Annotated in this window: 18 protein-coding genes; 3 read left to right on the top strand and 15 right to left on the bottom strand. The window is 59.0% G+C overall.

All coding sequences use genetic code 11. From position 1 onward, the window contains the following. Positions 1 to 59: 59 nt before the first annotated feature. The 4 genes from ACLI1O_RS07500 to dxr form a co-directional block, all read right to left on the bottom strand. A complete protein-coding gene (locus ACLI1O_RS07500; protein ID WP_284771441.1) occupies positions 60 to 1,910 on the bottom strand; it encodes a penicillin-binding transpeptidase domain-containing protein in 1,851 nt (616 codons plus the stop codon). Between the two features lie 93 nt (positions 1,911 to 2,003). Then, positions 2,004 to 3,167: a flavodoxin-dependent (E)-4-hydroxy-3-methylbut-2-enyl-diphosphate synthase gene (gene ispG, locus ACLI1O_RS07505; protein WP_239269486.1), complete on the bottom strand. Its 1,164-nt coding sequence runs from the start codon at positions 3,165 to 3,167 to the stop codon at positions 2,004 to 2,006. Positions 3,168 to 3,345: 178 nt separating this feature from the next. Continuing rightward, positions 3,346 to 4,554 carry a M50 family metallopeptidase gene (locus tag ACLI1O_RS07510; RefSeq protein WP_239269485.1) on the bottom strand — a complete coding sequence of 403 codons (1,209 nt, stop codon included), beginning with the start codon at positions 4,552 to 4,554 and terminating at the stop codon, positions 3,346 to 3,348. A gap of 13 nt (positions 4,555 to 4,567) precedes the next feature. Beyond that, positions 4,568 to 5,728, bottom strand: a complete 1,161-nt coding sequence (gene dxr / locus ACLI1O_RS07515) for a 1-deoxy-D-xylulose-5-phosphate reductoisomerase (protein ID WP_239269484.1) — start codon at positions 5,726 to 5,728, stop codon at positions 4,568 to 4,570. 140 nt (positions 5,729 to 5,868) lie between these two features. On the opposite strand from dxr, the gene ACLI1O_RS07520 reads away from it, so the two are divergent. After that, positions 5,869 to 6,357, top strand: a complete 489-nt coding sequence (locus ACLI1O_RS07520; RefSeq protein WP_239269483.1) for a DUF2631 domain-containing protein — start codon at positions 5,869 to 5,871, stop codon at positions 6,355 to 6,357. Between the two features lie 178 nt (positions 6,358 to 6,535). On the opposite strand, the gene rlmN is transcribed toward ACLI1O_RS07520, so the two are convergent. Continuing rightward, on the bottom strand, positions 6,536 to 7,648 hold the full coding sequence (rlmN, locus tag ACLI1O_RS07525; RefSeq protein WP_411706794.1) for a 23S rRNA (adenine(2503)-C(2))-methyltransferase RlmN: 1,113 nt from the start codon (positions 7,646 to 7,648) through the stop codon (positions 6,536 to 6,538). A 104-nt stretch (positions 7,649 to 7,752) separates the two neighbouring features. Between rlmN and ACLI1O_RS07530 the strand changes: the two genes are divergently transcribed. Continuing rightward, positions 7,753 to 8,166 (top strand): lipopolysaccharide assembly LapA domain-containing protein, encoded by a 414-nt coding sequence (locus ACLI1O_RS07530; protein ID WP_239269481.1) that lies wholly within the window; start codon positions 7,753 to 7,755, stop codon positions 8,164 to 8,166. Between the two features lie 108 nt (positions 8,167 to 8,274). Here ACLI1O_RS07530 and ACLI1O_RS07535 read toward each other — a convergent pair whose 3' ends face one another. The 5 genes from ACLI1O_RS07535 to rpsB all read right to left on the bottom strand — a co-directional run bounded on the left by ACLI1O_RS07535 (position 8,275) and on the right by rpsB (position 12,770). After that, the gene (locus ACLI1O_RS07535) at positions 8,275 to 9,153 is read right to left on the bottom strand and encodes a phosphatidate cytidylyltransferase (protein ID WP_239269480.1); all 879 of its coding nucleotides are present in this window, start codon (positions 9,151 to 9,153) and stop codon (positions 8,275 to 8,277) included. A gap of 124 nt (positions 9,154 to 9,277) precedes the next feature. Continuing rightward, positions 9,278 to 9,835 carry a ribosome recycling factor gene (frr, locus tag ACLI1O_RS07540; protein WP_005278690.1) on the bottom strand — a complete coding sequence of 186 codons (558 nt, stop codon included), beginning with the start codon at positions 9,833 to 9,835 and terminating at the stop codon, positions 9,278 to 9,280. Positions 9,836 to 9,905: 70 nt separating this feature from the next. Further along, entirely contained in the window at positions 9,906 to 10,592 is a 687-nt protein-coding gene (gene pyrH / locus ACLI1O_RS07545) for a UMP kinase (RefSeq protein ID WP_005278688.1), read from the bottom strand. 227 nt (positions 10,593 to 10,819) lie between these two features. Further along, positions 10,820 to 11,632 (bottom strand): translation elongation factor Ts, encoded by an 813-nt coding sequence (gene tsf, locus ACLI1O_RS07550; RefSeq protein ID WP_239269479.1) that lies wholly within the window; start codon positions 11,630 to 11,632, stop codon positions 10,820 to 10,822. Positions 11,633 to 11,936: 304 nt separating this feature from the next. After that, on the bottom strand, positions 11,937 to 12,770 hold the full coding sequence (rpsB, locus tag ACLI1O_RS07555; protein WP_005278684.1) for a 30S ribosomal protein S2: 834 nt from the start codon (positions 12,768 to 12,770) through the stop codon (positions 11,937 to 11,939). Between the two features lie 391 nt (positions 12,771 to 13,161). On the opposite strand from rpsB, the gene ACLI1O_RS07560 reads away from it, so the two are divergent. After that, positions 13,162 to 13,683, top strand: coding sequence for a M23 family metallopeptidase (locus ACLI1O_RS07560; RefSeq protein WP_239269478.1), 522 nt, complete (start codon positions 13,162 to 13,164; stop codon positions 13,681 to 13,683). Between the two features lie 7 nt (positions 13,684 to 13,690). On the opposite strand, the gene ACLI1O_RS07565 is transcribed toward ACLI1O_RS07560, so the two are convergent. The 5 genes from ACLI1O_RS07565 to ACLI1O_RS07585 form a co-directional block, all read right to left on the bottom strand. Next, a complete protein-coding gene (locus ACLI1O_RS07565) occupies positions 13,691 to 14,608 on the bottom strand; it encodes a tyrosine recombinase XerC (protein WP_239269477.1) in 918 nt (305 codons plus the stop codon). A gap of 22 nt (positions 14,609 to 14,630) precedes the next feature. Then, positions 14,631 to 15,812 (bottom strand): DNA-processing protein DprA, encoded by a 1,182-nt coding sequence (gene dprA, locus ACLI1O_RS07570; RefSeq protein WP_239275479.1) that lies wholly within the window; start codon positions 15,810 to 15,812, stop codon positions 14,631 to 14,633. Further along, on the bottom strand, positions 15,809 to 17,374 hold the full coding sequence (locus ACLI1O_RS07575; protein WP_239269475.1) for a YifB family Mg chelatase-like AAA ATPase: 1,566 nt from the start codon (positions 17,372 to 17,374) through the stop codon (positions 15,809 to 15,811). Before ACLI1O_RS07575 ends, dprA begins: the two co-directional genes overlap by 4 nt. After that, positions 17,361 to 17,759 carry a YraN family protein gene (locus tag ACLI1O_RS07580; protein ID WP_239269474.1) on the bottom strand — a complete coding sequence of 133 codons (399 nt, stop codon included), beginning with the start codon at positions 17,757 to 17,759 and terminating at the stop codon, positions 17,361 to 17,363. The genes ACLI1O_RS07575 and ACLI1O_RS07580 overlap by 14 nt, the downstream gene beginning before the upstream one ends. Positions 17,760 to 17,941: 182 nt before the next feature. Continuing rightward, positions 17,942 to 18,247, bottom strand: a complete 306-nt coding sequence (locus tag ACLI1O_RS07585; RefSeq protein ID WP_005278666.1) for a DUF2469 domain-containing protein — start codon at positions 18,245 to 18,247, stop codon at positions 17,942 to 17,944. Positions 18,248 to 18,262: the final 15 nt, after the last annotated feature.

Here is an 18,262-nt window from a genome sequence, read left to right on the forward strand (position 1 = left end):
CCATGGTAGTCCTCATACCGCGTAGCGCAGTATCCGGGTATCGCGTCCGAGGCTGCGGATTACTCGACCATCGGCGCTGGGCCATCATTGGGACGCGAGCGGTAATCATCCAGCTTCCGCAAGAAGTTATCCGTAATGGCTACCGAGGATTCAGAGCCACCGCCCAGCACGACGAGCGTGGCGAAGGCGATATCGTCTTCTTCCCGGTAGCCCGTAAACCACGCGTGCGAGCCTTCATTGATCTCGGCCTCACCAGTCTTGCCGTAAATGGTTCCGCCTGCTTGTATTCCGCGAGCGGTACCGCTGGTGACCACCTGGCGCATCATGCCGCGCACGTTATTCAACACGTCCTCGGGAATCTGCGCCGGCTTATCCGAGGCCTTGGTCTCGCGGCCCTCAATAAGCGTCGGCGTTGGGGTCTTTCCCGCCGCCACAGAGGCAGAAACCATAGCCATGCCGAACGGACTGGCAAGGTCGTAGCCCTGACCATAACCGGCTTCGGTACGCTCCAGTACTTCCTTGCCCTCCGGAATCGAGCCGGTCGTAGTGGTGAGCCCGGGGATTTCATAATCCACCCCGAAGCCAAACTTCTTGCCGGTTTCCTTCAGCTCACCGGGTGCCAGCTTGGTAGAAATATCCGCGAAGGTGGTATTGCACGATTGGGCGAAGGCCCGGCTTAACGGCACATTGCCGAGCGAAAACGCGTTGTAGTTGGTCACCACGCGGCCATAGATATCCATCGTGCCAGGGCACGGAACGATGGTATCCGTGTTCAGGTTTTGTTTTTCTACGCCCGCAGCGGCGGTAAGGATCTTGAAAACCGAGCCGGGCGGGTATTGGCCTTGCAAGGCGACGTCGCCGTCTTCGTCCGCCTTCTCGGTCTGTGCGACGGCCAGGATATCGCCATTGGAAGGCCGGATGGCCACCAGCATGGCCTGGGCGTCCGAGCGCTGATCCACTGCCTCTTGGGCCGCGCGTTGGACGTCATAATCCAAGCCCACCTTGATGGAGGGGGCGGCCTCGGGCGCATGCTTTTCGACATCGGAAAGCGCCGCACCGTTCTCATTGACGACGGCAATGGACCAGCCGGTCTCGCCGTCGAGCTCGTCATTGACGGCCGAGCGCACGCGCGATAAGAGATCGGGTGCGAGGCCGCGGTCCCGGGTCACCAGCGCGGGTTCTTCATTAATGCGGACGCCGTCCATCCCCTCCATCTTGGCGCGGATGACGGACTCCTGCTCTTCTGTATAAAGGCCCACCGAATAGGCAGAATCTGCCTTTTCTAGCTTTTCGGCGAGCTCTTTGGCGTCCACCTCCGCGATCGAGTCGTCCTCGCGGTGCGCCGCAGCAAGGGCGCTGCTGACCTTGGAGGCCGTGGGGCGGACATCGGAAAGCGAGCTCGTATCCACGATGACACGGTAATTCAGCCCGGGGCTCATCAGCTCCACCCCGTTGGAGGAGACGACGCTAGCGCGCGTGGCTTCCAAGGCGCGCAGCTCCAAATGCTGGTGCGCACCCAGGTCCGGGTGAATAATGCTGGGCTTCCACCGCACCGTCCACTCATCTTCGGCCTTGGTCAAGGTCATCTGCGTGGTATAGCTCAGGCTGCGATCCTTGGGCAGATCCCACGTGACCTTATAATCCGCCGTGGCCACGGTTTCGTCCTGCTTTACCCCCTCGAGCTCAATATCGAGGCCCTCTGCCTGCAAACCCGAGTAAGAAGCATCGAGGGCCTGCGTGGCGTCATCGGGGGAATCCGTAAGCTCTGCCAAGCCCTCGTTATTTCGGCTCTCCATGCCTTCAATGAACTCTTCTGCCACCGGCTGTGCAGATACGGGCTTAGGGGTACAAGCAACCACACCAGTTGCAGCAAGCGAGACTGTAGCAACCAGTGCGAATAACTTCTTCATGCTTTGGCACATTAGCAGCGCACGCAGCAAAAAAGACTGCCCCACACCGAGGTGCAGGGCAGTCTATTAATAATTAGCGTAGAGGCGCGCGGCTTACTGCGTCACGCGGACATCGGCCTTAGCGCCGTCCACGGCTTCGAGGCCTTCCTCATCCGCAATGCGCATTGCCTCTTCGATGAGGGTTTCCACGATTTTGTCTTCCGGCACGGTGCGCACCACTTCGCCCTTGACGAAGATCTGACCTTTTCCGTTACCGGATGCCACGCCCAAGTCTGCGTCGCGGGCCTCGCCCGGCCCGTTAACGACGCAACCCATGACAGCAACGCGGATGGGAAATTCCATGCCCTCGAGGCCGGCGGTAACTTCCTCCGCCAGCTTGTACACGTCCACCTGCGCGCGGCCACACGACGGGCAGGAGACGATTTCCAGCTTGCGCGGGCGCAAGTTGAAGGACTGCAGAATCTGGTCTCCCACCTTGACCTCTTCTTCCGGCGGGGCGGAGAGCGAAACGCGAATCGTATCGCCGATGCCTTCTGCCAAAAGGGCGCCGAAGGCGACGGAGGACTTAATGGTGCCCATGAACTTCGGGCCCGCTTCCGTCACACCCAAGTGCAGTGGGTAATCGGTCTGCGCGGCCAGCTGGCGGTAGGCCTCCACCATCAGCACGGGGTCAGAGTGCTTGACGGAAATGGCGATATCGCCAAAGCCGTGCTCCTCAAACAGGCCCGCCTCCCAGATAGCGGACTCCACGAGCGCTTCTGGGGTGGCTTTGCCGTACTTTTCCAACAGGCGCTTATCCAACGAACCGCCATTGACGCCGATGCGGATGGGGATTCCCGCATCGCCAGCGGCCTTCGCCACTTCCTTAACGCGGCCATCAAATTCACGGATGTTGCCGGGGTTGACGCGGATTGCCGCGCAGCCAGCATCGATAGCCTGGAAGATGTACTTGGGCTGGAAGTGGATATCCGCGATGACCGGGATCGGGGATTTCTTGGCGATGGCCGGCAGCGCCTCCGCATCCACCGGCTTAGGGCAGGCCACGCGCACGATATCGCAGCCAGAGGCAGTAAGCTGTGCGATTTGCTGCAGGGTGCCGTTGATGTCATGGGTCTTGGTATTAGTCATCGACTGCACCGAAATTGGGTAGTCAGAACCAACGCCCACTGGGCCTACGTGCAATTGCCGCGTTTTCCGGCGCGGGTGCAATACTGGCGGAGGCCCGTCAGGAATTCCTAGACCGATAGGACTAGACATGAATGCTCCTTATTTCTAGCTCGTGGCTCGTTGCTAAATGTTATTGCACAATAAGTGTTGAACGTCCCCACTCTAGCACTAGATGGTTAAGCGCTAAAGTGCGCGCTCGCGCTGTACACGTGCGCTAAGCGTTGGGCGCTCTACTCACGCCGAGCGGCGGGCACAGGGGCTAACGAACCTAGCCAAATAGCCTGATCGGATTGACCACATCCGCGATGATTATCACTACGCCCAGCGCCATAAGTAAGGCCGCCATGACATAGGTAATGGGCATAAGCCTGGTGTAATCGGCCGGACCCAGCGGCTGCTTGCCCATCAATTTGCGAATGCCATCGCGGATCTTCTCATACAAGATGACCGCGATGTGGCCGCCGTCAAAGGGCGGCAGCGGAATGAGGTTAAACAGAGCGAGGAAGAAGTTCAGCGTCGCCAGCATCATGAAGAACGATGCCCACAGGGAACGCTCCACGAGTTCGCCACCAACCCGCGATGCACCGACGACAGACATCGGCCCGTTGACATCCCGCTCGTGGCCAAAGATGGAGGCCACCACGCCCGGTACCTTAGCGGGGAATTGTTTGATTCCTTCCACCGTGGCCTCGAGCGAATAGGTGGTGAAATGCCACGTTGCGGGGACCGCCTGCGTTGCTGAATACTTCTCGACGATGTCGAGGACCTCATTGCTCAGCCCGATCGAACCGGCGTCGACCAATTCGCCCTGTTGATTCAGGCGCTTGACCGTTTCCAATTCGATGGAGAAATCTTTTTCCTCACCGTCTCGCTCTACTGTAAGAGTCACGGTCTCGCCGGGGCGCTGCATGACCTCATCGCGCAATTGCGTAAAGGAATCTAGGTGCTCGCCATCGAGCGCGAGAATGATATCGCCTTCCTGCACACCGGCCTTACCAGCGGGCCCGTTCCCGGTGCATGATTCCAGCTCCTGGTTTTCTTTTTGGTCAGCGGTGCAGGTTACCTCTCCCACCCGCGGGCGCACATCGGCATCTGGGTTGGGTAGCCCCGCAGTCATCGCCACGAAATACAAGATGACAAAGCCGAGGATCAGGTTGACGCCGATACCACCTGCAAGAACGATGATGCGCTGCCACCAAGGCTTTTTGTACATTGCATAGGGCTTTTCTTCCTCCGTAAGGAATTCATCCTGCGCGGTCATCCCGGCGATATCGCAAAATCCACCCACCGGGAACGCGGCTAGGCCGTATTCGGTATGCCCCTTGCGGAAGGAGAAAACGCGCGGGCCAAAACCAATGAAATACCGGCGCACCCGCATACCAAAGGCGCGGGCAGTAAACATATGCCCTGCCTCATGGAGTGCCACGGTCAGCCCGATGCCAAGGGCGAAAAACACGATGCCCAGCAAATTTGCCATTAAAGAAAGCTTTCTAGTCAGCTAAACGGTCAATGCGCGCATTCGCGCGCCTGCGAGCCTCACCCTCTACGGCGAGGATTTCATCGAGGGTAGAGACTACACCAGCAAACTGGGAAGACTCCCCGAGGATCTCGCCTACAACATCAACAATCTCTGGGAAGTGGATGCGACCAGACAAGAAGGCCGCAGCGGCCTCTTCATTGGCCGCGTTATAAATCACTCCAGTTCCCTGCGCCGCGGCCTCGCGGGCGAGGGATACGGCGGGAAAAGAAACATCATCAAGCGGCTCAAAATGCCACGTATGCGCTTGTGAAAAATCGAGCGCCGGCTGCGCCCCCGGCACACGCTGGGGCCAATTCAGCGCCAGGGAGATGGGCAGCTTCATCGACGGCGGCGAAGCCTGGGCGATAGTGCAACCATCTTTAAAAGTGGCCATAGAGTGAATGACCGACTGCGGGTGAACTGTGACATCGATGCGCTCTGGCTCAATATCAAAAAGCAGCGTGGCCTCAATGAGCTCGAGCCCCTTATTGATCAAGGTGGCGGAATTCAGCGTATTCATCTGCCCCATGGACCACGTGGGGTGCTGCGCGGCTTGCTGCGGGGTAACGTCCCACATCTGCTCACGCGTCTGGCCGCGGAAGGGGCCGCCCGAGGCCGTGAGGACGAGCTTCGCCAGCTCGCCCTCTTCGCCCGCGCGCAGGCATTGCGCCATCGCAGAATGCTCCGAATCCACGGGGATGATCTGGCCTGGCCGCGCGGATTTCGTGACCAGCGTGCCGCCGGCAACCAAGGACTCCTTATTCGCTAGTGCGAGGTACTCGCCCATGTCCAGCGTGGCTAAAGTGGCCTTAAGCCCGAGGGAGCCCACTAGGGCATTGAGCACGGTATCGGCGGGAACCGAGCGCACCAGCTCTTCTGCAGCACCATCACCAGAAAGTACCGTACCGCCTAAAGCCGCAGAAACCTCCGCAGCCGCCGCAGGCTGGGCCACAGCAATGTGGTCAAACGAAAGATGGAAACTACGGGCCTGCTCAATGATCTGCTGCGGGTTAGAGCCGCCCGCGGCAATGCCCACGACCTCGAATTTATCGGGGTTATCCGCAATTACTTCTAATGCTTGCGTGCCAATAGAGCCGGTGGAGCCAAGGATAAGGATTCGCTGAGTAGTCACCCCTCTACCCTAGCGGTCATTTACCGCGCCCTGCTATGGGGTGGAGCCGGTCAAGCAGGCGGGGGTGTTTAATCGCCTTTGCAGCCACGATGTTTTAAAATAGGTGTCAGTCAAATGGCATTGGTGTGCCCCCTCGATTAATGGACACACGCGATAGCGAAGGAGAGCAAGTGTCTTCCCACAAGCCGGTACCGCAGGTTTATGACGGTGTTTCTACCGAAGATGTTCCATCCGCAGGCTTCGGTTGGTCCCGCATCAGCCGCTCTGGTGTGCAAATCGCGGGTTGGATCTCCGTGATCTTCATGATTGGTTTCAACTTTGGTAACCACAAGGGCCACGTGGAGACCGTCTGGCTCGTCGCCCTGACCGTCCTGTTGGTTGTGGGCCTGCTCATCTTCACCTTCGAGCCGAAGCTCAACCAGGTGCGCACCATCACCGCTAATAATAAGCCGGCCGACCACCAAGAACGGGACTGGACTTATGACCAGAAGACCGTTTCTGGCGCCTACACCGAGTTGACCGACTCCCAGCTGCGCGCGTTGAATATCGAGCCTTCCCGCGTAGCCCACCTGCGCGTTGACTCCGCGTCCGACGCTGCCGAGGTAAGCTCCGGCAAGCACGCGCTATAATCCTAGCTACGGAAAACCGCCGATCCTCCTCATTGCGAGGGGCTCGGCGGTTTCGTGGTTTTACCGGGTACGTAGCCGTACTGCGTTTGACTGCACCGCACGTGTAAACGCAGAATACAACGAGAAAACCACCTAAGCACTTATCCAAAAATGCCTAGGTGACTGTGACAGCGGGCTCTTAGGCCGACATGTCTTCTCGTTCATCGGCGGCAAGTTGGCCACAGGCTGCCGCGATTTCATCGCCCTTAGTATCGCGCACAGTGCACGGCACTCCTTGTGCTTGGACGCGGCGCACGAATTCATCAAGCCGCGTCTTAGGAGCTGCGTCCCACTCCGAGCCAGGGGTCGGGTTAAGAGGGATCACGTTAACGTGCACCTTGGAGCCGAGCTTCTGGTGCAGCTTGCGGCCTAGCATATCGGCGCGGAAATCCTGGTCATTCTTATCCCGGATAAGGGCGTACTCGATAGATACGCGGCGGACGGATTTATCGGCGTAGTACCGTGCTGCGTCAAGGACCTCATCAACGGACCAGCGGTTATTTACCGGAACCAGGCTATCGCGCAGCTCATCATCCGGGGTGTGCAGCGACACCGCAAGCGTGCAGGCAAGGTCTTCGTCCGCGAGCTTGCGGATGGCAGGTGCCAAACCCACGGTGGATACGGTCACATTGCGCTGCGAGAGCCCAAAGCCCGTTCCATCCTGGCCGGTAATCTGGCGCACCGCCTGGACCACGCGCTTGTAGTTTGCCAGCGGCTCTCCCATGCCCATGAAGACCACATTGGATAAGCGCCCGCCTTCGGCCGCCATTGCTGCGGCTGCGTGGCGGAACTGTTCGACGATTTCGCCGGTAGAAAGGTTGCGGTCTAGTCCGCCCTGGCCGGTAGCACAGAACGGGCAGGCCATTCCGCAGCCAGCCTGGGAAGAAATGCACAAGGTAGCGCGGCCAGGATACCGCATCAGAACGGACTCCAATAAGGTGCCGTCGTGCAAGCGCCACAGGGACTTGGTGGTTTCCCCATCGTCGGTAGAAGTCGTACGAATAGGCTTCATGAGCTCAGGGAAGAAGGCCTCTTTGACTTCCTCGCGCTTGCCGGCGGGGATATCCGTCATCTCTTCGACGTCGTCAGTGAGATGCTCATAGTAGTGCTTGGCAATTTGCTTAGCACGGAATTTAAGTAGGCCAATTTCTGCGAGCTTATCGATGCGCTCGCTTTCAGAGAGATCTGCAAAGTGCTTGGGTGGCAGACCGCGCCGCGGCGCGGAGAAGTTAAGTTTTACTGGTTGAGCCATAATAACGCCCATCTTTCCACGGTTTACCGGTACTTTTCCAATTGGGAAGGCCTCAATTTATAGCCAAGTGGAATTTTGGAAGGGTTTACAGAAATAATGGACACATGACCAATCCGAAATACCCCGAAGATGACTTTTCCGCCTCCAATGATGAGGCCACCGCGGCAGGCGATAATGCCGCTTTGGCCGAAACCGGAAACAAGGAAGTCTCCACCGGTGCCGGCGCCGACGCTGGGACCACCGAGCCCGCTGCCGCACCACAAAAAGCCCAAGGCTCGTTCGCCGCTAGCACTTGGGCAGCGCTCATTGTCGGCTTCCTCTTGCTGATCGTGTTGATCATCTTCATCATGCAAAACCAGCAAGAAGTGCCGATGAACTTCCTGGGCTGGTCGGGGCAGTTCCCAGCGGGCATTGCCTACCTGATGTTTACCATCGGCGGCGCGCTCATCATGGCGCTTGTGGGTGTGTGGCGGATGCTTGAATTGCGCCGCCAATTGCGTAAGCAGGCCGAAGGCTAAAAGAGCCGTACCGCCGCTCTCCTCCCTGCCCTCGAGATATTTCCGGTGGCACAGGGGAAGCGGCGGTTTATGCGCAGCAGTCCTTATACGCGGTGACTGCGACTCGGTTTAGACCGCGAAATTTGCCATGAGGCTCATGGCCACCCAGGTAACCATGGCAGAGGGAAGCATGCCATCAAGGCGGTCCATCAAACCACCATGCCCGGGGAGGATGTGGGACATATCCTTAATGCCCAGCTCTCGCTTAAACTGCGATTCCACCAAGTCACCCAACGAGGCGCAAATCACAAGGCCGAGCCCCATCAAGGCGCCTATCCACGCCGAATGATGCAAGAGGAAATGGACGGACACGGCACCAACGATGACGCCGAAGCCAATGGAGCCGCAAAAGCCCTCCCAGGATTTCTTCGGGCTCACGGCCGGTGCCATGGGGTAGGAGCCAAACATCACGCCGACGATATAGCCGCCCGTATCGGAGGCGACCACGCACAGCATAAAGACCACGATGGAAGCAGCGCCGCTGGCCACCGGGGTAGAAATCAGCGATAGCATCGCAGCAAAGGTGGCGAAAAGCGGAATCCACGTCAGCACGAAAATGCCGACGGACATGTCCCGCAGATAATTGATGGGTGGGCGATGCCGCCCATTATGGAAAAGCCTGCCGAACATCAAAATGAGTACGGCGGTGACGTAGACGGCCACGAGGCCGGGCGCGCCAAGCGGCCAGGAAATCCACACCATGGCCTGGCCCAAGATGATTAACAGCGTGCGCGGGATATAGTACGAGTTCTCCCGCAGGCGGGTAAGAACTTCCCACATGGCCCCGCCGACGGCGACGGCTACCACCGCATACCAGGCCAAGGGGCCAGCCCACACGGCGAGGACAACGAGGGCGCCGAGCCCCACGCCTACTCCAATAGCCGCCGGTAAGTCACGGCCAGGGCCATTTTTCGGCTGCGGCAATCGGCGGTTCAAGGCGTCACTCACCGTGACCGGCTCCTTTCACTTGGCGTTGTATGCGCGTCGCGGGGCTTATCTATTTCCTATACAAAAATACTACGTACAGAAAAGCGCCGCCGGCCGAGGTGGGCGCGGCGGCAGCGGAAAAGGCCTAGACCTCCATCAATTCGGATTCCTTGTTTTCCACCAGCTTGTCAACCTGCTCGACATAGCCAGCGGTAATCTTTTCCATTTCCTTTTCTGCGGCAAGGACCTCATCCTCGCCCTCTTCGCCATCCTTTTGGAGCTTCTTCAGCTGTTCCATGGCCTTGCGGCGGATATTACGGATGGCAATCTTGCCGTCCTCGCCCTTGCTCTTGGCCAGCTTGACCATTTCCTTACGGCGTTCCTCGGTCAACTGCGGAACGGTCACACGCAGTACGTGGCCATCGTTGGTGGGGTTAACGCCCAGGTCCGAATTGCGGATGGAGTTTTCAATCTCTTGGATCATGGACTGCTCGTATGGCTTGATGAGCAACATGCGCGGCTCTGGCACGGAGATGGTAGCCATCTGAGTAATCGGGGTCGGCGCACCGTAGTACTCCGCGATGAGTCCGTTGAACATCGCCGGGTTCGCGCGGCCGGTGCGAATGGTCACCAGCTGCTCGCGGGTGTGCTCGACGGAAGCGGTCATGTGTTCTTCGGCTTCGAGCTGAATGTCATCGATCATGAGGCTGAATCATCCTTCAACGTTGAGGGGTAGCTGTATAAAAGGTAGCAGGTTCTGTGCCGTTTTAGAATTAGGACTGCACCAGCGTGCCGATAACCTGGCCGCTTGCGGCGCGGGCAATATTCCCCTCTTCCAAGAGGTTAAAGACCAAAATCGGCATGTCATTGTCCATGCACAGGCTAAAGGCGGTTGCATCGGCTACCTTGAGCCCCTTTTCAATAACCTCGCGCGGAGTGATTCGGGTGTAGAGCTCCGCATCGGGGTTCGTCCGTGGGTCGTCGGAGTACACGCCATCAACACCCTTGGCCAGGAAGAGGACATCGGCTCCGATTTCCAGGGCACGCTGCGCGGCGGTGGTATCCGTGGAAAAGTACGGCATGCCCATGCCGGCACCAAAAATAACGACGCGGCCCTTCTCCAAGTGGCGGTCAGCGCGCAGTGGCAGGTATGGCTCCGCGATTTGCGCCATGTTGATAGACGTTTGCACGCGGCAATCAACGCCCTTTTGCTTCAAGAAGTCCTGCAGGGCCAACGAGTTCATGACCGTGCCCAGCATTCCCATGTAGTCAGACCGGGCGCGGTCCATGCCGCGCTGTGAAAGCTCTGCACCGCGGAAGAAGTTGCCGCCGCCGATCACCACGGCGATTTCGATGCCCTGCTCGGCCACTTCAGCGATTTGGCGAGCGACGTTATCGACAACGTCCGGGTCGATGCCAACCTTGCCGCCGCCAAACATTTCGCCACCGAGTTTCAGCATTACTCGTTTGTATCCGGTTCGCTTCTCGTCTGCAGAAGTCACGCCTTCATCGTCTCCTTTTGCGGGGGCTGATTTATTTCTTTTCTATCTTACCTACACTGCCCTCGCTTCCCCACACCGCACCGCGGCCCGGCAGCCGCCCCTTCCCCATTGCCCCTAGACAGCAGAAAAGCCCACCGAGAGGGTGTACCTCCCGTGGGCTTTAAAGGCTAAAAAGCGGCTGAGGCTTAAGCGCCAACCTCGTAGCGGACGAAGCCGGTGATGGTGGTGCCGACCTCTTCTGCGACCTGCTTGACGGTCTTCTTGTTATCGGACAAGGAAGCCTGCTCCAGCAGAACAACGGACTTGTAGAAGCCGTTCAGGCGGCCTTCCACGATCTTTGGAAGCGCAGCCTCAGGCTTGCCTTCCTCGCGAGTGGTGGCCTCAGCGATGGAGCGCTCCTTCTCGACGATCTCTGCAGGAACGTCTTCGCGCTTCAGGTACTCAGCGTTCATAGCTGCAATCTGCAGAGCGGCAGCGTGTGCGCCTTCCTTGTTGCCTTCGTAGGAAACCAAGACACCGACTGCAGGAGGCAGGTCAGCGGAGCGCTGGTGCAGGTAGACAGCAACGTTGTCGCCATCGACGGTGACTGCACGGCGTGCCTGCAGCTTCTCACCGGTCTTTGCGGACTCCTGGTCAACGAACTCGGAGACCTTCTGGCCGTCGATCTCTACGTTGTTGAGTTCTTCCGGCGAGTTAGCCTTGGCTGCGGCTGCAGCTTCAACAATCTTCTTAGCGAAGGACTGGAAGCCCTCGTTCTTTGCCACGAAGTCGGTCTCGCAGTTGATCTCAACCATGGTGTTACCGGATACGGCAACGAGGCCCTCGGTAGCCTCGCGGTCAGCGCGCTTGGACACGTTCTTTGCGCCCTTGATGCGCAGGAATTCAACGGCCTTGTCGTAGTCGCCGCCGTTTTCTTCCAGCGCCTTCTTGCAATCGAGCATGCCGGAGCCAGTTGCTTCGCGCAGTGCCTTCACGTCTGCAGCAGTGTAGTTCGCCATAGTTAGGGCGATCCTCCTTGAAAATCAGTCAGTGTTCGTTGAGACAGCGTAGCCGAAGAAGCGGTCTCGCGCCGTCTTTGGGTGGGGGTATCTACCCCAGTTTCCTTCATCAATGCGATTGTACGGAGGCTAGGTTTAGCCGCCTCCAGCATAGATAAAAGTAACCCCCACCGCCGTAGCACACGGTGGTAGGGGTTAGGTAAACAGCCTTGTACAGGAATTATTCCCTAGCTGCCCCACACCAAAATGTGCGTGGGGTATTCAATTAAGTGCAGTTAAGAAAGAATCCTCACAAGAGGCAGGCCTACTGTGCAGGCTTGTCTGCGGGTGCTTCCTCAGCCTTTTCTGCAGAAGCAGGATCGGATGCGGCTGCAGCAGCCTCAGCATCGCGCTGTTCCTTCTCTGCGGAATCGCCGGCAGCTTCCTTAGCGGCTGCGAGCTGGCGCTCCTCGCGAGCCTTCTTGCCCTCTTCGACGGCGGAAGCCACGATGCCGGACAGCAGCTTGGTGGAACGGATTGCGTCATCGTTGCCTGGGATCGGGAAGTCAACGTCATCCGGGTCGCAGTTGGTGTCCAGGATGGCAACAACCGGGATGTTCAGCTTGTGGGCTTCCTTAACCGCGATGTGCTCCTTGTTGGTATCAACAATCCACAGTGCGGACGGGGTCTTGGCCATCTCGGAGATGCCGCCCAGAACGCGCTCAAGCTTGGCGCGCTCGCGGTTGAGCATCAGAACTTCCTTCTTGGTACGGCCCTTGTAGCCGTCCTCGCGCTCATCCATTGCCTGAAGCTCCTTCATGCGCTTCAGGCGCTTGGACACGGTCTGGAAGTTGGTGAGCATGCCGCCCAACCAGCGGTGGTTAACATAAGGCATGCCGACGCGGGTTGCTTCTTCAGCAACTGCTTCCTGCGCCTGCTTCTTGGTGCCAACGAAAAGGATGGTGCCACCGTGAGCGACGGTTTCCTTAACGAACTCGTATGCCTCATCGATGTAGGTCAGCGTCTGCTGCAGGTCGATGATGTAGATGCCGTTACGGTCGGTGAAGATGAAACGACGCATCTTCGGGTTCCAGCGACGGGTCTGGTGACCAAAGTGCACACCAGCGTCGAGGAGCTCGCGCATGGTTACAACTGCCATGATTCGCTCGCTTTCTTTTAATTGTCTTTCGGTTTTCCAATTGTGCGGTGTTTTATTCCGCACCCTAGCAACGAAGGCCCTGCCAACACCTTGTTTCCAAGGACCGCGTCAGCTGTCGGACCGCCACACCCTTAACTCAGGATGCGACAACTTCGTCGCGCGTAGTCAATGCCTCCGTGAGGGTTAACTCCCAGCGGACGCACTGCTATGAAAGACAATAATCCCAGCCAGCTGGATTTTCCAAACCGAACAAGCACTTTTCCACAAGTTTCTTTGAGCGTTTTACCTCGGTTGTCACTTGAGTTTCTTCCGCCCCACCGCTGCTGGTTTATCCACAGCCGGTCCACCTTTCGCCGGGCATTATTGACCGCAGCGCACCACACTGTGCCACATGCACTTATTGCCACGACCACGAAATACCGCCGCTTGCCGATGCCCCCTTATCCCCACCCTCGCCACCATCCTCACTGGTGCGCTAGTGCTACTGTGCGCCGCGCCCGCTGCCGCATACGTCGATCCCGCCTCGGGTAAACCGCGCCCGGTGCGAGTGCTGCGCGGCTTTGATAAGCCCGAGCATAAGTGGAGTGCGGGACACCGCGGCGTCGATATGGCCCTAAGAATTGGCGGCCGCGTCGTCGCCGCCGAATCCGGCACCGTCGCTTTTGTCGGCACCGTCGCCGGAACCCCGGTCATCTCGATCGACCATGCAGATGGCATACGCACCACGTATCAACCCGTGCACGCGAGCGTCACCCAAGGCCAAGCGGTGCACGAGGGCCAAACTATAGGCAAGCTCGCCCACCCAGTAGACGGCACACCAGGGCTGCATTGGGGCGCCCGGATTGCCAAGGACAGCTACATTGACCCCTTAAGCCTGCTGGATATGCCGGTTATCCGCCTCAAGCCTTTATAAGAATCACTCAGGCCCGCGGGTGGGCCTGGGAATAAACCTGCTTTAGCCGCTTTGCGGAGACATGTGTATAGATTTGCGTGGTACTCAAAGACGAGTGCCCCAGTAACTCTTGGACCACGCGCAGGTCCGCGCCGCCTTCTAAGAGATGTGTAGCCGCAAGGTGGCGCACCCCGTGCGGGGTTAGGCCACTTGTGCCGGTGACCGTGGCGGCTTTGTCCACGATGCGCCGCACCTGGCGCTGGTCAATGCGCGCTCCCCTGCTGCCTACAAAGATGGCCTGGGTATCTCCCCGCGCCATTTCTTTACGCCCGCCGTCTATCCACTGCTGCAGGGCATCGGTTGCGGCGGCACCAAAGGGCACGACCCGTTGCTTATTTCCCTTACCAGTAACACGTGCGGTGGACCGCTTAAAGTCCACGTCTTCTATATCGAGGCGGACCAATTCCGCCACGCGCATTCCGGTGGCATAGAGCAACTCCAAAATCGCGCTATCGCGCTGAAAATGCGCTTCATCGACAGAAACGGCGTTGCCCACAAGTTCGCCCGCCTGTTGCGGGGCCATCACCGTCGGGAGATGCTGTCCCACCTTCGGTGTTACCAATCGTGCCGCAACATCGCGGCTTAGGTAGCCTTCCCTTTCCGCCCAGGTAGAAAAGGCTTTAACTGAGGCTGTCCTGCGCGCCAGCGTTGCGCGCGCCTTTCCTTCTGCGACCGCGTTTCCTAGCCACTGGCGCAGGTTATTGAGGTTAAAGTCCGCAAATGCATCGATGTCTTGGGCCAGGTTTTTTAAGTCCGCGCGGTAGCCACGCACCGTGGCCTCCGCACGGCCCTTGACGTGGAGTTGGAAGTCCGCGAAGTCCTCGATAGCCTCGTCCATCTGCCCGACCGGGCCACGACTTACTGCGGCCTTCCATTTATCACTCATACCCCACGAGTTTACTTGCTTTTCAGCCCATCTCTAAGCGAACCCAGTTATTTCCCTCCCGCACGATCACACACATTTTCTCTAAGGCAAGCAATAAGTGGACGGTGAGGGGCAGGCGGAATCCCGCGTCCCGCGCAATATCTTCAGCAGTAGCCGGAGGGCTTCCTGGCGGCGGGGTCGCATCAAAGACTCGCAGCTCATTCCGCGATAATCGCTGCGTTAAAGACGCCGCAAAATTCATTTCATACTGCGCCTCCGGATCAACCGTCCCGGCGCGGCCCACCAGGGCGCGGACTTCGTCGGCGCTGGCGACCAACTGGGCTCGTCCATCCTGGATGCGCTGGTGGCACCCGAGCGAACCGCTCGTCGTAATTGGTCCCGGCACGGCCATGGCAACGCGCCCCAAGGCTTCTGCCCAGTTGAGGGTATTAAGCGCGCCCGAGCGATATGCCGCTTCCATGACCACGATTCCTTGGCTTAGCGCAGCAACAAGGCGGTTGCGAATGAGGAAGCGATGCCGCTTGGGTGCAGTCTCTGGAGCGAATTCGGAGACGATGCAGCCATTATCGGCTATCTGATCAAAGAGTCCACCGTTGCGGGCTGGATAATTCTTATCGATTCCGCACGCGGCGACCGCGACAGTGCGCCCCGCATTGTGCAAGGCGGTCTCATGCGCCACGGTATCTACCCCCAAAGCCCCGCCGGAGACGATAGTCCACTGATGATTCACTAGGCCTGAGACCACGCTTTGGGTTGCCTGCCACCCGTAGCGCGAAATGGCGCGCGTGCCTACGATTCCAACGGCCTGCCCTACCTCGGGTTTAAGCGCTGAGCCGCGTACCCACAAGCTATGTGGCGGCACCGCTTGCTCATCGAATGTGGCCGGCGCATCCGCGCCATTCTGGTAGAAGCCAAAGGCAGAAGAAAACGCCTCGGCTGGCCACTCGGGGCTATCGGCAGTGATCAATCGCGCCCCCACGCGCTCTGCGGCGGCGAGGTCTTCTTTTTGCCGCACCCAATCAAACCGCGAGGCGGTGCGGGCTAAAAGAGGACCGATCCAATCGGCTCGGTGATAAATCCCGTGGGCAATCTCTTCGGCCGAATGATGTTCCAGCAAGGCCTGCAAGGAGGCGGACGGGCCTTCCACCACGCGATTGAGATATACCCATGTGGCAAGTGGAGTCGATAAATCAAGATCGCTCATGCCGAAATCCTCCCTACCGTCTGGCTCGAACGAAGGTCGAGGGCTTGGCCCACTTCCGCAAGATCGGGTGTGGAGCTGCCGTGCAAATCCGCCAAGGTCCACGACACGCGCAGGACGCGGTCGATGCCGCGCTGCGAAATCTCGCCCTCGGCGAGGTAGGCAGACAACATGATCATGGCGGACTCGGAAGCCGGGCGGTGCCGGCGCAAATATGACGAGGGCACGGCGCCGTTGACGCGCGCGGGAATGCCGTCGGCCGCCCAGCGCACCCGGGCACGGTCGCGGGCCGCGGCGACCCGCTCGGCAATGGCAGCAGAGGATTCTTCGCCCTCCGCATTGATGGTGGCTGACTGTCCGGAGAGGGTGACCACCATGTCCAAGCGGTCGCGCAACGGCCCGGAGAGATTCGATAGATAATTAAGCCGGTCATGCGGATTGCACGTACATTTAGAGGGATCTTCGGCGGCGCACCGACAGGGGTTGGCTGCCATAATCAGTTGGAATCGCGCCGGGTAGTCAATCTCCTGCTGCGCGCGTGCCAGGCGGACATGGCCTTCTTCCAAAGGCGCGCGCATGCCGTCGAGCACTGGGGCGCTTACCTCGCTGACCTCATCGAGGAAGAGCACCCCATTATGGGCCAAGCTCACCGCGCCTGGGCGAGGATGGCCGCTTCCTCCACCAAGGAGCGCCGCGCGGGTAACCGAAGAGTGCGGGGCGATGAAGGGTGCGTGGGACACCACTTCACCGGGAGTTCCCGTCAGCGAGTGGATGGCAGTGGTTTCTACCATCTGGTCTGGGCTTAGCGCCGGAAGAATGCTGGGCAATCGCGAGGCAATCATGGATTTCCCCGAGCCCGGTGGGCCGATCATTAACAGGTGGTGCCCACCGGCGGCGGCGACTTCTGCAGCCCACTTTGCATGGTGCTGGCCGGCTATATCGCAATAGTCGAGCCGTTCCTGTGTGGGTGCCGGTGCGAGTTGGTCAGAGCAGCACTCGGCCGCGCGGGGTAGGTCGCGCTCTCCTAGCGCCCACGCAAAGGCATCAAAGAGCGTGGCTGCAACCAGCACATTCATATCGGGAACGAGGGTAGCCTCGGCAGCATTTCCTGGCGGAATGACCAGCGTAGAAATGCCCTCCTCGCGGGCAGCGAGAAGCGCTGGGATGATACCGGGTACTGCTCTAACCGTGCCGTCCAGGCCTAGTTCCCCAAGCACCAGGGTTTCTTTAAGAACCTGACTGGGTGACTGCACGGAACGCGCGTAGTCAGCGCCGTGCTGTTCTACGTGGGCGGCGAGAATCGCAAGCGCCATAGGCAGGTCAAAATGGGATCCTGATTTTGGGAGCGAGGCCGGCGACATGGACACGATCACCTTGGTTTTCGGCCATGGCAGGCGGGAATTCGCGGCGGCGGTCTTGATGCGGTCGCGGGATTCAGATATCGCGGTATCCGCATGCCCCACCACATGGATTCCGGGCAGGCCGTGCCCTACGTTGGCTTCGACGTTGATGACGCGGGCGAGCACGCCGTGCAGGGAGACTGCTAAGCATTTACCGAGAGCCATCGTCGACCCCCGTAAAGTGCTCTAGTTCAAAACCCTCGCCTTTGACCACGAGGGCTATGACATCGAAGCGCACGGTGGCCAGTGGCTTGCCGTCTAGCCACTGGACGGCGGCCCTGCGCATGCGGGCAAGCTTGTGTGGAGTCACGGCCTCGGCTGTGCCATAGCTCGCGGTAGAGCGGGTTTTTACCTCTACGAAGACGATCGTGCCATCGGGCTCGCGGGCAATAAGGTCGATTTCTCCCACTCGGTAGGAGACGTTGGCGGCGATGATATCGGAGCCACGCTCGCGGAGGTAGCGCGCGGCGAATGATTCTCCCCGCTTGCCCAGTTCTTGCCTGTGCCGAGGGTGCTTCGTAGCGAGGTGATTATCGGATGCAAATTGCATGTGCGGCGTCCTTTTCTTTCGTGCTGTTTGTGCTGCACGCACAGAACATCGCAGGATGCGGGCCGGCTGCAAGCCCGAAAACCAGAAAACCGCCGCGGATGTGAATAACTTCGGCATCACGAAGAGTTATCCACAGCTGCGGCGGGATGAAGCGGGCGCCGAGTTGACAGGCGCCCAGTTCCCTAGTCCGGCATGATGAAATCCGGCTTATCCAGTTCCTCGATATTGACGTCCTTGTAGGTAATGACGCGGACGTAGCGCACGAATCGGGCGGAACGGTACATATCCCATACCCAGGCATCGGACATGCGCACCTCGTAGTACACATCGGGCCCGGCGGTATGGGGAATCAGTTCTACGGCATTGGCCAGGTAGAATCGTCGTTCGGTTTCTACGACATAAGAAAACTGGCTGACGACATCGCGATATTCGCGGTAAAGGGACAGCTCTACCTCTGCCTCGTAGTTTTCGAGTTCCTCTGCACTCACTGTGGACCTCCAAAA

Origin of the sequence: Corynebacterium sp. LaCa78 (assembly GCF_046717505.1) — a bacterium.
In the GTDB taxonomy this organism is placed as follows: Bacteria; Actinomycetota; Actinomycetes; order Mycobacteriales; family Mycobacteriaceae; genus Corynebacterium.

Excerpts from the sequence above, each read along its gene's own strand:
- ACLI1O_RS07500 (WP_284771441.1), bottom strand. The coding sequence starts at position 1,910 with ATGAAGAAGTTATTCGCACTGGTTGCTACAGTCTCGCTTGCTGCAACT.
- ispG (WP_239269486.1), bottom strand. The coding sequence starts at position 3,167 with ATGTCTAGTCCTATCGGTCTAGGAATTCCTGACGGGCCTCCGCCAGTA.
- ACLI1O_RS07510 (WP_239269485.1), bottom strand. The coding sequence starts at position 4,554 with ATGGCAAATTTGCTGGGCATCGTGTTTTTCGCCCTTGGCATCGGGCTG.
- ACLI1O_RS07520 (WP_239269483.1), top strand. The coding sequence starts at position 5,869 with ATGGACACACGCGATAGCGAAGGAGAGCAAGTGTCTTCCCACAAGCCG.
- rlmN (WP_411706794.1), bottom strand. The coding sequence starts at position 7,648 with ATGGCTCAACCAGTAAAACTTAACTTCTCCGCGCCGCGGCGCGGTCTG.
- ACLI1O_RS07530 (WP_239269481.1), top strand. The coding sequence starts at position 7,753 with ATGACCAATCCGAAATACCCCGAAGATGACTTTTCCGCCTCCAATGAT.
- frr (WP_005278690.1), bottom strand. The coding sequence starts at position 9,835 with ATGATCGATGACATTCAGCTCGAAGCCGAAGAACACATGACCGCTTCC.
- pyrH (WP_005278688.1), bottom strand. The coding sequence starts at position 10,592 with ATGCTGAAACTCGGTGGCGAAATGTTTGGCGGCGGCAAGGTTGGCATC.
- tsf (WP_239269479.1), bottom strand. The coding sequence starts at position 11,632 with ATGGCGAACTACACTGCTGCAGACGTGAAGGCACTGCGCGAAGCAACT.
- rpsB (WP_005278684.1), bottom strand. The coding sequence starts at position 12,770 with ATGGCAGTTGTAACCATGCGCGAGCTCCTCGACGCTGGTGTGCACTTT.
- ACLI1O_RS07560 (WP_239269478.1), top strand. The coding sequence starts at position 13,162 with ATGCACTTATTGCCACGACCACGAAATACCGCCGCTTGCCGATGCCCC.
- ACLI1O_RS07565 (WP_239269477.1), bottom strand. The coding sequence starts at position 14,608 with ATGAGTGATAAATGGAAGGCCGCAGTAAGTCGTGGCCCGGTCGGGCAG.
- dprA (WP_239275479.1), bottom strand. The coding sequence starts at position 15,812 with ATGAGCGATCTTGATTTATCGACTCCACTTGCCACATGGGTATATCTC.
- ACLI1O_RS07575 (WP_239269475.1), bottom strand. The coding sequence starts at position 17,374 with ATGGCTCTCGGTAAATGCTTAGCAGTCTCCCTGCACGGCGTGCTCGCC.
- ACLI1O_RS07580 (WP_239269474.1), bottom strand. The coding sequence starts at position 17,759 with ATGCAATTTGCATCCGATAATCACCTCGCTACGAAGCACCCTCGGCAC.